General features: G+C 60.3%; 13 protein-coding genes. 11 read left to right on the top strand and 2 right to left on the bottom strand.

Going from position 1 to position 14,212, the window contains the following annotated elements:
• Position 1: 1 nt before the first annotated feature.
• Positions 2–709, bottom strand: a complete 708-nt coding sequence (locus ACODTD_RS21560; RefSeq protein ID WP_489105173.1) for an alpha/beta family hydrolase — start codon at positions 707–709, stop codon at positions 2–4.
• An 86-nt stretch (positions 710–795) separates the two neighbouring features.
• Here ACODTD_RS21560 and ccoN (ACODTD_RS21555) point away from each other — a divergent pair, with 86 nt between their 5' ends.
• The 8 genes from ccoN (ACODTD_RS21555) to ccoP (ACODTD_RS21520) all read left to right on the top strand — a co-directional run bounded on the left by ccoN (ACODTD_RS21555) (position 796) and on the right by ccoP (ACODTD_RS21520) (position 7,695).
• Entirely contained in the window at positions 796–2,220 is a 1,425-nt protein-coding gene (gene ccoN, locus ACODTD_RS21555) for a cytochrome-c oxidase, cbb3-type subunit I (protein WP_007960356.1), read from the top strand.
• Between the two features lie 10 nt (positions 2,221–2,230).
• Positions 2,231–2,839, top strand: coding sequence for a cytochrome-c oxidase, cbb3-type subunit II (ccoO, locus tag ACODTD_RS21550; RefSeq protein WP_003223389.1), 609 nt, complete (start codon positions 2,231–2,233; stop codon positions 2,837–2,839).
• 5 nt (positions 2,840–2,844) lie between these two features.
• Entirely contained in the window at positions 2,845–3,042 is a 198-nt protein-coding gene (locus ACODTD_RS21545; protein ID WP_011333290.1) for a cbb3-type cytochrome oxidase subunit 3, read from the top strand.
• Positions 3,039–3,992 carry a cytochrome-c oxidase, cbb3-type subunit III gene (ccoP, locus tag ACODTD_RS21540; protein ID WP_221615625.1) on the top strand — a complete coding sequence of 318 codons (954 nt, stop codon included), beginning with the start codon at positions 3,039–3,041 and terminating at the stop codon, positions 3,990–3,992. Before ACODTD_RS21545 ends, ccoP (ACODTD_RS21540) begins: the two co-directional genes overlap by 4 nt.
• A gap of 481 nt (positions 3,993–4,473) precedes the next feature.
• On the top strand, positions 4,474–5,916 hold the full coding sequence (gene ccoN / locus ACODTD_RS21535; RefSeq protein ID WP_011333288.1) for a cytochrome-c oxidase, cbb3-type subunit I: 1,443 nt from the start codon (positions 4,474–4,476) through the stop codon (positions 5,914–5,916).
• On the top strand, positions 5,916–6,524 hold the full coding sequence (gene ccoO, locus ACODTD_RS21530; RefSeq protein WP_057396232.1) for a cytochrome-c oxidase, cbb3-type subunit II: 609 nt from the start codon (positions 5,916–5,918) through the stop codon (positions 6,522–6,524). The genes ccoN (ACODTD_RS21535) and ccoO (ACODTD_RS21530) overlap by 1 nt, the downstream gene beginning before the upstream one ends.
• Positions 6,525–6,529: 5 nt before the next feature.
• Positions 6,530–6,715: a CcoQ/FixQ family Cbb3-type cytochrome c oxidase assembly chaperone gene (locus ACODTD_RS21525; protein WP_003175465.1), complete on the top strand. Its 186-nt coding sequence runs from the start codon at positions 6,530–6,532 to the stop codon at positions 6,713–6,715.
• A complete protein-coding gene (gene ccoP, locus ACODTD_RS21520) occupies positions 6,712–7,695 on the top strand; it encodes a cytochrome-c oxidase, cbb3-type subunit III (protein WP_011333286.1) in 984 nt (327 codons plus the stop codon). The genes ACODTD_RS21525 and ccoP (ACODTD_RS21520) overlap by 4 nt, the downstream gene beginning before the upstream one ends.
• Positions 7,696–8,096: 401 nt before the next feature.
• Here the strand turns inward: ccoP (ACODTD_RS21520) and ACODTD_RS21515 are convergent, their stop codons facing one another.
• Entirely contained in the window at positions 8,097–9,101 is a 1,005-nt protein-coding gene (locus ACODTD_RS21515; protein WP_221615624.1) for a metallophosphoesterase family protein, read from the bottom strand.
• A 470-nt stretch (positions 9,102–9,571) separates the two neighbouring features.
• Between ACODTD_RS21515 and ccoG the strand changes: the two genes are divergently transcribed.
• From ccoG to ACODTD_RS21500, 3 genes are all read left to right on the top strand, one after another.
• A complete protein-coding gene (gene ccoG / locus ACODTD_RS21510) occupies positions 9,572–10,987 on the top strand; it encodes a cytochrome c oxidase accessory protein CcoG (protein ID WP_041475186.1) in 1,416 nt (471 codons plus the stop codon).
• Between the two features lie 11 nt (positions 10,988–10,998).
• Positions 10,999–11,538: a FixH family protein gene (locus ACODTD_RS21505; RefSeq protein WP_285354668.1), complete on the top strand. Its 540-nt coding sequence runs from the start codon at positions 10,999–11,001 to the stop codon at positions 11,536–11,538.
• A 213-nt stretch (positions 11,539–11,751) separates the two neighbouring features.
• Positions 11,752–14,202 (top strand): heavy metal translocating P-type ATPase, encoded by a 2,451-nt coding sequence (locus tag ACODTD_RS21500; RefSeq protein ID WP_285354667.1) that lies wholly within the window; start codon positions 11,752–11,754, stop codon positions 14,200–14,202.
• The last annotated feature ends 10 nt before the right edge of the window (positions 14,203–14,212 follow it).

Raw genomic sequence — 14,212 nt, 5'->3', positions numbered from 1 at the left:
ATCAATGTGAACAAACATGATCGGAATCATGGGTGGCTAAAAAGTCAGCCACCCTCTCCGCCGCCGCAGCCAAATGCTGCTCATGCGTAAACCCGGAAACCTTGAGCGGCTTCAAATCATGATCCCCGGCCGCCAGCCAAAACACTTCAATTTCCGGCGATAACGAATAACCTTCGACCGCTTCGCGATTCCCCAACGCATCCCGTTCGCCCTGAACAATCAACGTCCGAGTCTGCAAAGAAGCCAGATGTTCGACCCGTGGTTTCTCCGGTTTCCCAACCGCATAAAACGGATACCCCAGACAAACCAAAGCATCAGCGCCAAGCTCATCGGCAAGAAGACTGGCCATCCGCCCCCCCATCGACTTCCCGCCAACCGCCAAAACCCCAGCGACATGAAGTCGCACCAAGCCATAAACCTCACGCCAACATTCCAGCAACTTCGGCGCCGGATTCGGCGGACGTTTGCCGCCATCAACCCGCCGCTGCGCCATATAAGGAAACTCAAACCGCAACACGTTGATACCAAGCCCAGCAAGGCGCCCAGCCATATCGTTCATCCAGTCGCTATCCATCGGCGCCCCCGCACCATGCGCGAGAATGAGCGTCGCCGAAGCCTCACCAACAGCGGCATCCCAAAGCCACCCGTGATCCCGCAGGCACTGCGCCCATTGATCCCCGTCAATACTGGCCTTGTGCTGTTTGTCCATGCTTGCCTCGCTTTTAGTCTGCCTATAACTCCAGGCGAAGGACGCGCTGTCGGCGCTCACTTCGGCTGAACCGTGGATGGGGAACCATGAACACTTCTATCAGTACCGCCTACAACTACAAGGTGGTCCGCCAATTCGCCATTATGACGGTGGTGTGGGGCATCGTCGGCATGGGGCTCGGGGTTTTTCTCGCGGCTCAATTGGTCTGGCCCGAACTCAACTTCAACCTGCCGTGGACCAGCTTCGGACGCCTGCGCCCGCTGCACACCAACGCGGTGATCTTCGCGTTCGGCGGCTGTGCCTTGTTCGCCAGTTCGTTCTACTCGGTGCAGCGCACCTGCCAGACCCAGCTGTTTGCGCCGAAAATCGCCGCCTTCTGCTTCTGGGGCTGGCAACTGGTGATCCTGCTGGCGGCCATCAGCCTGCCACTGGGTTACACCAGTTCCAAGGAATACGCCGAACTGGAATGGCCGATCGACATCCTGATCACCATCGTCTGGGTCGCCTACGCCATCGTGTTCTTCGGCACGATCATGCAGCGCAAGACCAAACACATTTATGTGGGCAACTGGTTCTTCGGCGCGTTCATCATCACCGTGGCGATCCTGCACATCGTCAACAACCTTGAGTTGCCGGTGAGCTTCACCAAGTCCTACTCGGTGTACGCCGGTGCAACCGACGCGATGGTGCAATGGTGGTACGGCCACAACGCCGTAGGCTTTTTCCTCACCGCCGGTTTCCTCGGGATGATGTACTACTTCGTGCCGAAACAGGCCGAACGTCCGGTGTATTCGTATCGCCTGTCGATCGTGCACTTCTGGGCGCTGATCACCCTGTACATCTGGGCCGGCCCGCACCACTTGCACTACACCGCGCTGCCGGACTGGGCGCAGTCGCTGGGCATGGTGATGTCGCTGGTTCTGCTGGCACCGAGCTGGGGCGGCATGATCAACGGCATGATGACCCTCTCGGGCGCCTGGCATAAGTTGCGCAGCGACCCGATCCTGCGCTTCCTGGTGGTGTCGCTGGCGTTCTACGGCATGTCGACCTTCGAAGGTCCGATGATGGCGATCAAGACTGTCAACGCCCTCTCCCACTACACCGACTGGACCATCGGCCACGTACACGCCGGCGCGCTCGGCTGGGTGGCGATGATTTCCATCGGCGCGCTGTACCACATGATCCCGAAAATCTTCGGCAAAGAGCAGATGCACAGCATCGGCCTGATCAACGCGCACTTCTGGCTCGCGACCATCGGCACCGTGCTCTACATCGCCTCGATGTGGGTCAACGGCATCGCCCAGGGCCTGATGTGGCGCGCAGTGAACGAGGACGGCACGCTGACCTACTCCTTCGTCGAAACCCTGGTGGCCAGCCACCCTGGCTTCGTCGTGCGGCTGATCGGCGGTGCGATCTTCCTCAGCGGCATGTTCCTGATGGCTTACAACACCTGGCGCACCGTGCGGGCCTCGCAGCCTGCTGACGTCGTTGCTGCCGCGCAGATGGCCTGAGGAGTCCGCCATGAAACACGAAACGATTGAAAAGAACGTCGGCCTGCTGATGCTGCTGATGGTGTTCGCCGTGAGCATCGGCGGCCTGACCCAGATCGTCCCGCTGTTCTTCCAGGACGTGACCAACAAACCGGTGGAAGGCATGAAACCCTACACCGCGCTGCAACTGGAAGGCCGCGACATCTACATCCGCGAAGGCTGCGTCGGCTGCCACTCGCAGATGATCCGTCCGTTCCGCGCCGAAACCGAACGCTACGGCCACTACTCGGTAGCCGGTGAAAGCGTGTGGGATCACCCGTTCCTGTGGGGTTCCAAGCGTACCGGTCCGGACCTGGCCCGGGTTGGCGCGCGCTACTCGGATGACTGGCACCGCGCGCACTTGTACAACCCGCGCAACGTTGTACCGGAATCGAAAATGCCGGCCTACCCATGGCTGGTTACGCAAGCGGTCGACAGCAGCCACACCGAAACCAAGCTCAAGACCATGCGCACCCTCGGCGTGCCGTACACCGATGACGACATCAGCGGCGCGGTGGCCAGCCTCAAGGGCAAGACCGAAATGGACGCCCTCGTCTCCTACCTGCAAGTGCTCGGCACTGCGATCAAAAGCAAGAGGTGATCGAGATGGCCTTTGAAATGAGCGCGGGGCTGATTCGCGGCCTCGGCACGGTCGTGGTGTTCGTGGCCTTCGTCGGCCTGACCCTGTGGGTGTTCAACCGCAAGCGCACGCCGGAATTCGCCGAAGCGCGCCTGCTGCCGTTTGCCGACGAGCCGCAACCCGACACTACCCAAGTTAATGAAACAAGGAGTACCCGGCCATGACCACCTTCTGGAGTACGTGGATCTGCGTACTGACCATCGGCAGCCTGATCGGCCTGACCTGGCTGCTGGTCGGCACCCGTCGGGGCGAAACCAAGGGCAGCGTCGACCAGACCATGGGCCACAGCTTCGACGGCATCGAGGAGTACGACAACCCGCTGCCGCAGTGGTGGTTCATGCTGTTCGCCGGCACGCTGGTGTTTTCCGTGGGTTATCTGATCCTTTATCCGGGCCTGGGCAACTGGAAAGGCATCCTGCCCGGCTACGAGGACGGCTGGACCGGCGTCCACGAATGGGAAAAGGAAATGAGCAAGGCTGACGCCAAATTCGGGCCGATCTTCGCCAAATTCGCCGCCATGCCGGTGGAAGAAGTGGCGAAGGATCCGCAGGCGCTGAAAATGGGTGGCCGTCTGTTCGCCTCCAATTGCTCGGTGTGCCACGGCTCGGACGCCAAGGGCGCGTTCGGCTTCCCTAATCTCGCCGACAAGGACTGGCGTTGGGGCGGCAGTGCGGAAACCATCAAGACCACCATCATGGGTGGCCGGATGGCGGCGATGCCGGCGTGGGGCGAGTCGCTCGGTGAGGCAGGTGTGAAAAACGTCGCGGCATACGTGCGCCACGAACTCGCCGGGCTGCCACTGCCGGCAGACAACAAGGCCGATCTGCAAGCGGGGCAGCAAACGTTCAGCACCATGTGCGTCGCCTGTCACGGGGCAAACGGCCAAGGCACCGAAGCCATGGGCGCACCGAACCTGACGCACCCGGCCGGTTTCATCTACGGCACCAGCCTGACCCAGCTCGAGCAGACCATTCGCCATGGTCGTCAAGGCCACATGCCAGCTCAGAACGAGCTGCTGGGCAACGATAAAGTGCAATTGCTGGCGGCTTATGTGTACAGCCTTAGCAACGGATTGAATACAGAAAAACTGATTACTGAAGACAATAAAAAGTAATCATTGCGTACAAGACTGCCGCACGTTTCCAGTGCGGCAGTTTCCAGCCCCTTTGCGACGCATTGTCGCACCCCTTCACCCCCTCTCCTTTCGGTTACCCGGATTCGGGTCTACGCTTGCTCGATGCGGACTGGCCCGTGCCGGTTCCAGGTCGACCCTGAGCGAGGCGTTGAACGAATCGGCTGACTGACATGGCCGCAAAGGCCGGTAGATACCGGCTGTCGTGCCGATTACCGTCCGTCACCCGAACCGAGCGTTCGAACACACCCCGTTACATCCGACCGGGCCCCCTCGCTTTTTTCGTCCGCTGCGACATTTTGCCCGAGGGCAATTTTGTCCTTACGCGGCGCATGGAAAGGCCGCAGAATCAGCGTTGGAAAGCATTGACCCAGGTCATGGCGCGTTGCATTGACCCCCTGCTTTCTACATACTTGCGGCCGATTTTAATCCTAATAAAACACCCAAACCGTGGAACCTTAGAATGAGCACAGCAATCAGTCCGACTGCTTATAACTATAAGGTAGTCCGCCAGTTCGCCATCATGACGGTGGTCTGGGGGATCCTTGGCATGGGGCTTGGTGTCTTCATCGCCTCGCAACTGGTCTGGCCGGAGTTGAATTTCGGTCTGCCGTGGACGAGCTTTGGACGCCTGCGCCCGTTGCACACAAACCTGGTGATTTTCGCCTTCGGTGGTTGTGCACTATTTGCCACTTCCTACTATGTCGTGCAGCGAACCTGCCAGACGCGACTGATTTCCGACAGCCTCGCGGCCTTCACCTTCTGGGGATGGCAAGCGGTGATCGTCGGCGCGATCATTACCTTGCCGCTGGGTTACACCACCACCAAGGAATACGCGGAACTGGAATGGCCCCTCGCCATTCTGCTGGCCATTGTCTGGGTCACCTACGGGCTGGTGTTCTTCGGCACCATCACCAAGCGCAAGACCAAGCACATCTATGTCGGTAACTGGTTCTACGGTGCGTTCATCGTGGTGACCGCGATGCTGCACATCGTCAACCACATGTCGCTGCCGGTCAGCCTGTTCAAATCCTACTCGGCCTACTCGGGCGCCACCGATGCGATGATCCAGTGGTGGTACGGCCACAACGCCGTGGGCTTCTTCCTGACCACCGGCTTCCTGGGGATGATGTACTACTTCGTGCCGAAACAGGCCGAACGTCCGATCTACTCCTATCGTCTGTCGATCGTGCACTTCTGGGCGCTGATCACCCTGTACATCTGGGCCGGCCCGCACCACCTGCACTACACCGCGCTGCCGGACTGGGCGCAGTCGCTGGGCATGGCGATGTCGATCATCCTGCTGGCGCCAAGCTGGGGCGGCATGATCAACGGCATGATGACCCTGTCGGGCGCCTGGCATAAGCTGCGCACCGACCCGATCCTGCGTTTCCTCGTGGTATCGCTGGCGTTCTACGGCATGTCGACCTTCGAAGGTCCGATGATGGCGATCAAGACCGTCAACTCGCTCTCGCACTACACCGACTGGACCATCGGCCACGTACACGCCGGCGCTCTGGGCTGGGTGGCGATGATCTCGATCGGCGCGATCTACCACATGATCCCGAAACTGTTCGGCCGTGCGCAGATGCACAGCACCGGCCTGATCAACGCGCACTTCTGGCTCGCGACCATCGGTACCGTGCTGTACATCGCTTCGATGTGGGTCAACGGCATCACCCAGGGCCTGATGTGGCGTGCAATCAACGATGACGGCACCCTCACCTACTCGTTCGTCGAAGCCCTGCAGGCCAGCCACCCTGGCTACATCGTTCGCGCCCTGGGCGGTGCGTTCTTCGCCAGCGGCATGTTCCTGATGGCCTACAACGTGTGGCGCACCGTTCGCGCCTCGGACCCGGCTGAAGCTGAAGCCGCCGCCAAGATCGCCGTAGTTGGAGCTCACTGATGAAGCATGAAGCTGTCGAGAAGAATATTGGCCTGCTGGCCTTCTTCATGGTCATCGCCGTCAGCGTCGGTGGCCTGACCCAAATCGTTCCGCTGTTTTTCCAGGACGTCACCAACAAGCCGGTCGAAGGCATGAAGCCGCGCACCGCCCTTGAACTGGAAGGCCGCGACGTTTACATCGCCAACGGCTGTGTCGGCTGCCACTCGCAGATGATCCGACCGTTCCGTGCCGAAACCGAACGCTATGGCCACTACTCGGTCGCCGGTGAAAGCGTCTGGGATCACCCGTTCCTGTGGGGTTCCAAACGTACCGGCCCGGACCTGGCCCGCGTCGGCGGTCGTTACTCCGATGACTGGCAGCGTGCGCACTTGTACAACCCGCGCAACGTCGTCCCCGAGTCGAAAATGCCGGCCTACCCGTTCCTCGTAGAAAACAAGCTCGATGGCAAAGACACGGCCAGGAAAATGGAAGTGTTGCGCACGCTCGGCGTCCCTTACACCGACGAAGACATCGCCGGTGCCAAGGATGCCGTGAAGGGCAAAACCGAAATGGACGCGCTGGTGGCCTATCTGCAAGGCCTGGGCACCATCATCAAAAGCAAACGGTGATTCTGATGGATATCGGGATGATTCGAGGCCTGGGCACCGTTGTCGTGATGGTTGCCTTCATCGGCCTGGCGTTGTGGGTGTTCAGCCCCAAGCGCAAGTCGGAGTTTGAAGACGCGACCTTGCTGCCCTTCGCGGATGATCCCGAAGCCATCAAGCACGTCGAGCAAGCTTCTAGGAGTAACAAAGAATGACTACATTCTGGAGTCTGTACGTCACAGTCCTCAGTCTCGGTACGATCTTTTCCCTGACCTGGCTGTTGCTGTCGACCCGCAAGGGCCAGCGCAGCGAACAGACGGACGAGACAGTGGGCCACTCCTTCGACGGAATCGAGGAGTACGACAACCCGCTGCCGAAATGGTGGTTCATGCTGTTTGTGGGCACCATCGTCTTCGCTCTGGGTTATCTGGTGCTGTACCCGGGCCTGGGCAACTGGAAAGGCCTGCTGCCGGGCTACAACTACCTCGATACCGAGAAGCAGACCGCGTTCGCCAACGGCCAGACCGGCTGGACCGGCGTTCACGAGTGGGAAAAGGAAATGGCGCGTTCGGATGCCAAGTTCGGTCCGATCTTCGCCAAGTTCGCCGCCATGCCGATCGAAGAAGTGGCCAAGGATCCGCAAGCCCTGAAGATGGGGGGTCGCCTGTTCGCCTCCAACTGCTCGGTCTGCCACGGTTCCGACGCCAAGGGCGCTTATGGCTTCCCGAACCTGACCGACGCCGACTGGCGCTGGGGCGGCGAGCCGGAAACCATCAAGACCACCATCATGGGCGGTCGTCACGCGGTGATGCCGGCCTGGGCAGAAGTGATCGGCGAGCAAGGCGTGGCCGACGTGGCCGCGTTCGTGCTGACCAATCTGGATGGCCGCAAGCTGCCGGAAGGCACCAAGGCAGACCCGGCCAACGGCCAGAAACTGTTCGCCGCCAACTGCGTGGCCTGCCACGGTCCGGAAGGCAAAGGCACCCCGGCAATGGGCGCCCCGAACCTGACCCACCCGGCCGCGTTCATCTACGGTTCGAGCTTCGCCCAGCTGCAGCAGACCATCCGTTACGGCCGTCAGGGCCAGATGCCTGCCCAGGAACAACTGCAAGGCAACGACAAGGTTCACCTGCTGGCGGCTTACGTTTACAGCCTGTCCCACGGTGAAAAACCAGCGGAAGCCGAGGCTCAGTAAGACCAACGCTTGAAGCAAAAAACGGCCCCGCCAATGAGTATTGGCGGGGCCGTTTTGTTTCCCTCTCTACTGATTCAAAGAATATTGCCTCCACCGAGACTGTCCAGGCCCGAAGGTCTGCGCTGCCTGCCGGCATCGCCCGGCTGGTTGCCTTTCTGACTGGCCAGATCCTTCGTCCCCTGCGCAGCTTCGACCGGCTCAAGCGCTCGCAGAGCCGTTTGCAGGTATACGACGGCCAAGGGAGCTACCGCGCTGGCGCTATTCAGAATGACGGTCCAATGCATCCATTTCTTTCTGAGTAATGCCGAGTGCTTTGAAAGTGCCTTTATTCATACATTTTCATCCCTGAAAGAGTCAGATCTTCCGGACAAAGCCTGTGAAAGCGATGTCCGAGACATTTTTTATGGACGATTGGCCCAGATGGACTTCACCGGAACCGTGTGCACGAATCGCGGCTTTTGCCATTCATTGTTCTCGACCAGATTGACGTGCAGCTGCCTGCGATCATCCGAAAAACTGGCCGTCAGGTACGTTTGCTGGGACGTTGCGCCGCTGAGAAACATCGGCACCTTACCCATCCAGCGCTTGGCTCCACCTCGCGCATGGTAATGACCCGCAAAAATGGCCGTGACTTCATACTTCTCGATCATGTCCAGAAAGCGCTGCTCCTGTTGCCAGTCTCCCTGCCAGTCATCCCACTTGTGCATGTTGAGGATGATGGCGTAACCCTGGGCCCTCGCCACCCTCAAATCGTTCTCCAGCCAGTCCAGGGCACTGGTGATATTGAAGGTTGTCGGATTCAACGCATGAGCAATCTTTGTGGCGTAGGTGGGTTCATTGTTGAGCTGCACCAGATGAACTTCTCCGACATTTTTCGAGTAAGCGAGACTGCCCGAGTAAAGGATATTCAGAAAAGCGCCAGTGACCTTGAGATCAAAGTTATCCACCTTGCTCTTATGATGTTCGTTGAACTCGACAATACTGCCCGCCGCACAACTATTACTGAAACAGTCATCAACATTATTTTCGTAGTCATGATTACCCAAGCCATACAGGTAATCACCCTTGAAGTATTTCTCAAGGGCCGATTTCATATACGAGCGCTGCCAACCATGACCAAAAGCAGTAATGTCGCCATTGATCATCAACGGGATTGCCGCCTGCCCACCGTGGGCATTTCGAAACTCGGCGATACTGCCCAACTGGCTGTCCACCAGCCACTTGGCACGTTTCTCAAAGTCCGCATCGGATTCCGGCGCTCCACTATCGGTCTTGTCAGTCCAGGGATACTGCGTATCGGAAGCGAACACCATATGCCGTGGCGTGCCCTCGACGGCATGAGCCAAAGTGACAGAAGATAATAAACAGATGCTCAGCAGAAACTTTACAACTCCATTTAAAGCCATAACAGTGAAACTCCATTTAACTTGAATAATGACTGGCAACTAAATTTCGCCAGACGCAAACATATTCGATCAAACGGAATCTTTCAAAGCCGACAACATGAGCAATTAAATAAACTTGTTTCAAATACAAGAACAACAGAAAGCAGAGCTCCGCACTTCAACAAGACCGCTCTAGGTTTAATTACGGAAACCGGACGACGAAGGGCCGGTTTTCGGCCATGCGGATCACCCGGCAGCGCAACGGCGACGAATCGCCTAGACTGATTTATCGGCCGGGCAAAAAAGGGTGATCCCTCACAAGTCAATTGATTCAAGTCATTACACCATCAATTGATTTTGCCCAACGCGACCAAAGGTCGCACCCGTTCGTCGGCATGACAGGCGTATCATTGGGCCACTGCAACACCCCTTTTTGACCCCGGCCGGCACGTATCGACCGAGGCATTTTTCCACTGCCGTGGGATGCAATGATGAGCAACCAGATTCCGGTACACGACGTCACGCCACCCAGCAAAAACGCGAACAACAGCGTCGACCTTTACGCCTCTCGAGAAAAAATCTACACCCGTGCTTTCACCGGCCTGTTCCGTAATCTGCGGATGATAGGCGGCGCCGCGCTGTTCCTCTTGTATTTCGGAACGGTCTGGCTGAACTGGGGCGGCCATCAGGCCGTGTGGTGGAACCTGCCGGAGCGCAAATTCTTCATCTTCGGCGCCACGTTCTGGCCGCAGGATTTCATTCTGCTTTCCGGGCTGCTGATCATTGCGGCGTTCGGCCTGTTCTTCATCACCGTGTATGCCGGCCGGGTCTGGTGCGGCTATACCTGTCCGCAAAGCGTGTGGACATGGATTTTCATGTGGTGCGAGAAGGTCACCGAAGGCGACCGCAACCAGCGCATCAAGCTCGACAAGGCGCCGATGAGCGCCAACAAGTTCCTGCGTAAATTCGCCAAGCACGCGCTGTGGCTGCTGATCGGTTTCGTCACCGGCATGACCTTCGTCGGCTACTTCTCGCCGATCCGCGAACTGGTCTTCGAATTCTTCACCGGCCAGGCCGATGGCTGGTCGTATTTCTGGGTCGGCTTCTTCACCCTCGCCACCTACGGCAATGCCGGCTGGCTGCGTGAGCAGGTGTGCATCTACATGTGTCCGTATGCGCGCTTCCAGAGCGTGATGTTCGACAAGGACACGCTGATCGTTTCCTACGACCCGCGTCGTGGCGAAAGCCGCGGCCCGCGCAAGAAAGGCGTCGACTACAAGGCCCAGGGCCTGGGCGACTGCATCGACTGCACCATGTGCGTTCAGGTCTGCCCGACCGGCATCGACATCCGCGACGGCCTGCAGATCGAGTGCATCGGCTGCGCCGCCTGCATCGACGCCTGCGACAGCATCATGGACAAGATGGATTACCCGCGCGGGCTGATCAGCTACACCACCGAACACAACTTGTCCGGGCAGAAAACCCATAAACTGCGGCCACGCCTGATCGGTTATGCCGTGGTGCTGCTGGCGATGATCAGCCTGCTGGTGACGGCCTTTTTCATGCGTTCGCTGGTGGGTTTCGACGTCAGCAAGGACCGCGTGCTGTACCGTGAAAACGCCGAAGGCCGGATCGAAAACGTCTACAGCCTGAAGATCATGAACAAGGATCAGCGCGACCACACCTATGTGCTGGAAGCCGCCGGTTTGCCGGATCTGCGCCTGCAAGGCAAACGCGAGATCAAGGTCCCGGCCGGGGAAATCTTCAGCATGCCGGTCGAGCTGTCCAGCGCGCCCGAACAATTGCCATCGAGCACCAATGAGGTGAAATTCATCCTCAAGGATGCCGATGACGACAGCGTCCACGTAGAAGCCAAGAGCCGGTTCATCGGCCCACAGAATCGTTGAGAGAACTGAACATGCCCGCAGCAAACGCCGCAAGTCCCTGGTACAAGCACCTTTGGCCATGGATCATCATCGCGATTCTGGCCTGTTCGGTGACCCTGACGCTGTCCATGGTGACCATCGCGGTGAACAACCCGGACAACCTGGTCAACGACAACTACTACGAGGCCGGCAAAGGCATCAACCGTTCGCTGGATCGCGAGCTGCTGGCCCAGACCCTGAAGATGCGCGCGGCCGTGCATCTGGATGACGTCACTGGCGAGGTCGACCTGCGTCTGAGCGGCGACAGCCAGCCTAAGACCCTGGAACTGAACCTGATCTCGCCGACCCAGCCGGAGAAGGATCGCAAGATCGTCCTGGCCCGCAGCGAGACTGAAACCGGCCGCTACATCGGCCAGTTGAGCGACAAGATCGAAGGCCGGCGTTTTGTGGAGTTGCTGGGCACTCAGGATGATCACGTGTGGCGGATGTTCGAGGAAGAACTGGTCAGCCATGAGAAGGATTTGTTGCTGGGTGATGAACCGCTGCAGGGCGCCGAGGATTTGAAGAAGTAAGCAGCCTGCAAGTGCCCCCTCACCCTGGCCCTCTCCCCCTGGAGAGGGAACTGATCTCGGACGCTTGCACGCGCCATGTATGCCAGTGACGATGTCGCTGACTGAACCCACTTTTCCGGCTCACATCAATCGGCCCCCTCTCCCTCTGGGAGAGGGCTGGGGTGAGGGCAAGCGGACCACTCGATTCCAAGGGTTTATCCCCTCGACAATGCCATGACCACCCCGATCCCCTGCTACCACTGCGCCCTGCCCGTCCCGTCCGGCAGCCGCTTCACCGCCGTCGTGCTCGGGGAGTCCCGCGAGTTCTGCTGCCCCGGCTGTCAGGCTGTGGCCGAAGCCATCGTCGCCGGTGGTCTGGAAAGCTATTACCAGCATCGCAGCGAAGCCTCGGCCAACCCCGAAGCGCTGCCGGTGCAACTGGTCGATGAGCTTGAGCTGTACGACCGCGCCGATGTGCAGCAACCGTTTGTGCGCCACGAAGGTGAACTGGCCGAAACCACGTTGCTGATGGAAGGCATCAGTTGCGCCGCCTGCGGCTGGCTGATCGAGAAACACCTGCGCACCCTGCCCGCCGTGGCCGAGGCGCGGCTGAACCTGTCCAATCATCGCCTGCATGTGCGCTGGGCTGACGCTCAGCTGCCACTGAGCCAGATCCTCGGCGAACTGCGCCACATCGGCTACGCTGCGCACCCGTATCAGGCCGACCGCGCGAGCGAACAACTGGCCAGCGAAAACCGTCTCGCCCTGCGCCAACTCGGGGTCGCCGGGCTGCTGTGGTTTCAGGCGATGATGGCGACCATGGCGACCTGGCCGGAATTCAACATCGACCTCAGCCCGGAGTTGCACACCATCCTGCGCTGGGTCGCGCTGTTCCTCACCACGCCGATTGTGTTCTACAGCTGCGCGCCGTTTTTCAAAGGGGCCATGCGCGACTTGCGCACCCGTCATCTGACCATGGATGTCTCGGTGTCGCTGGCGATCGGCGCAGCGTATGTCGCCGGAATCTGGACCTCTATTACCGGGGTTGGCGAGCTGTATTTCGATGCGGTGGGCATGTTCGCGCTGTTCCTGCTCGCCGGCCGCTACCTCGAACGCCGCGCCCGCGAGCGCACCGCTGCCGCCACCGCGCAACTGGTCAATCTGCTGCCCGCCTCGTGCCTGCGCCTCGACGATACCGGCCAGAGCGAACGCATCCTGCTCAGCGAACTGCGTCTCGGTGATCGCGTGCTTGTGCAACCCGGCTCGGTGCTGCCGGCGGACGGCAGGATTCTCGATGGCCAGTCGAGCATCGACGAATCGGTGCTGACCGGCGAATACCTGCCGCAACCGCGCACCAAGGGCGATGCCGTCACCGCCGGCACGCTGAACGTGGAAGGCGCGCTGACCGTCGAGGTGCAGGCGCTCGGCCAGGACACGCGACTCTCGGCGATCGTCCGCCTGCTGGATCGCGCCCAGGCAGAAAAACCACGGCTGGCGGAAATCGCCGACCGCGCCGCGCAATGGTTCCTGTTGCTGTCGTTGATCGCGGCGGCCGCCATCGGCTTACTGTGGTGGGAACTGGATTCGTCACGGGCCTTCTGGATCGTCCTCGCCATGCTGGTGGCGACCTGCCCGTGCGCGCTGTCGCTGGCGACACCGACCGCCCTCACCGCCGCCACCGGCACCCTGCACAAACTCGGCCTGCTGCTGACCCGCGGCCATGTGCTGGAAGGCCTGAACCAGATCGACACGGTGATTTTCGACAAGACCGGCACCCTCACCGAGGGGCGTCTGGTATTGCGCTCGATCCGCCCGCTCGGCGCCCTCGACAGCGATCAATGCCTGAGCCTCGCCGCCGCCCTGGAAAACCGTTCCGAACACCCGATTGCCCGCGCCTTCGGCCGCGCGCCGCTGGCTGCCGAAGACGTCCACAGCACGCCCGGCCTGGGGCTTGAAGGCTTGGTCGGCGAACAGCGCTTGCGCATCGGTCAGGCGGATTTTGTCTGTGATCTCAGCGACGCGCCGGTGCCATCGATGCCGAACGAGCCGGGTCAATGGCTGCTGCTCGGTAACCGTCAGGGGCCGCTGGCCTGGTTCGCCCTCGACGACCGTCTGCGCGACGACGCCCCGGCCCTGCTCGCGGCGTGCAAGGCGCGCGGCTGGCGCACGCTGCTGCTGTCGGGCGACAGTTCGCCAATGGTCGCCAGTGTCGCCGCCGAACTGGGCATCGACGAGGCCCGTGGCGGCTTGCGTCCGGACGACAAGTTGCAAGTGCTGCAACAACTGCACAGGAACGGCCGCAAGGTGTTGATGCTCGGCGACGGGGTCAACGATGTGCCGGTACTGGCCGCTGCGGACATCAGCGTGGCCATGGGCTCGGCCACTGATCTGGCGAAAACCAGTGCCGACGCGGTGCTGCTGTCCAACCGGCTCGACGCTCTGGTTCAAGCCTTCACGCTGGCCCGCCGCACCCGTCGGGTGATCATCGAGAACCTGTTGTGGGCCGCGCTGTACAATGGCCTCATGTTGCCGTTCGCCGCCCTCGGCTGGATCACTCCGGTGTGGGCCGCCGTCGGCATGTCGATCAGTTCGCTGACCGTGGTGCTCAACGCCCTGCGCCTGACTCGCCTGCCGAGCGCGCCAGCCGTCAGCGCCACTTCAGAAACCCGCCCGCTGCCGGCCTGAGCCGCGCGGG

Source organism: Pseudomonas sp. FG35 (genome assembly GCF_057809295.1).
The sequence above is the reverse complement of the archived record's forward strand: the minus strand, read 5'-3'. Positions and strand labels throughout refer to the sequence as shown.

What these genes read in the sequence shown, in the direction of transcription:
- ACODTD_RS21560 (WP_489105173.1), bottom strand. Translation starts at nt 709, where the DNA reads ATGGACAAACAGCACAAGGCCAGTATTGACGGGGATCAATGGGCGCAG.
- ACODTD_RS21500 (WP_285354667.1), top strand. Translation starts at nt 11,752, where the DNA reads ATGACCACCCCGATCCCCTGCTACCACTGCGCCCTGCCCGTCCCGTCC.
- ccoN (WP_007960356.1), top strand. Translation starts at nt 796, where the DNA reads ATGAACACTTCTATCAGTACCGCCTACAACTACAAGGTGGTCCGCCAA.
- ccoO (WP_003223389.1), top strand. Translation starts at nt 2,231, where the DNA reads ATGAAACACGAAACGATTGAAAAGAACGTCGGCCTGCTGATGCTGCTG.
- ccoP (WP_221615625.1), top strand. Translation starts at nt 3,039, where the DNA reads ATGACCACCTTCTGGAGTACGTGGATCTGCGTACTGACCATCGGCAGC.
- ccoG (WP_041475186.1), top strand. Translation starts at nt 9,572, where the DNA reads ATGAGCAACCAGATTCCGGTACACGACGTCACGCCACCCAGCAAAAAC.
- ACODTD_RS21525 (WP_003175465.1), top strand. Translation starts at nt 6,530, where the DNA reads ATGGATATCGGGATGATTCGAGGCCTGGGCACCGTTGTCGTGATGGTT.
- ACODTD_RS21505 (WP_285354668.1), top strand. Translation starts at nt 10,999, where the DNA reads ATGCCCGCAGCAAACGCCGCAAGTCCCTGGTACAAGCACCTTTGGCCA.
- ccoO (WP_057396232.1), top strand. Translation starts at nt 5,916, where the DNA reads ATGAAGCATGAAGCTGTCGAGAAGAATATTGGCCTGCTGGCCTTCTTC.
- ACODTD_RS21515 (WP_221615624.1), bottom strand. Translation starts at nt 9,101, where the DNA reads ATGGCTTTAAATGGAGTTGTAAAGTTTCTGCTGAGCATCTGTTTATTA.
- ccoN (WP_011333288.1), top strand. Translation starts at nt 4,474, where the DNA reads ATGAGCACAGCAATCAGTCCGACTGCTTATAACTATAAGGTAGTCCGC.
- ACODTD_RS21545 (WP_011333290.1), top strand. Translation starts at nt 2,845, where the DNA reads ATGGCCTTTGAAATGAGCGCGGGGCTGATTCGCGGCCTCGGCACGGTC.
- ccoP (WP_011333286.1), top strand. Translation starts at nt 6,712, where the DNA reads ATGACTACATTCTGGAGTCTGTACGTCACAGTCCTCAGTCTCGGTACG.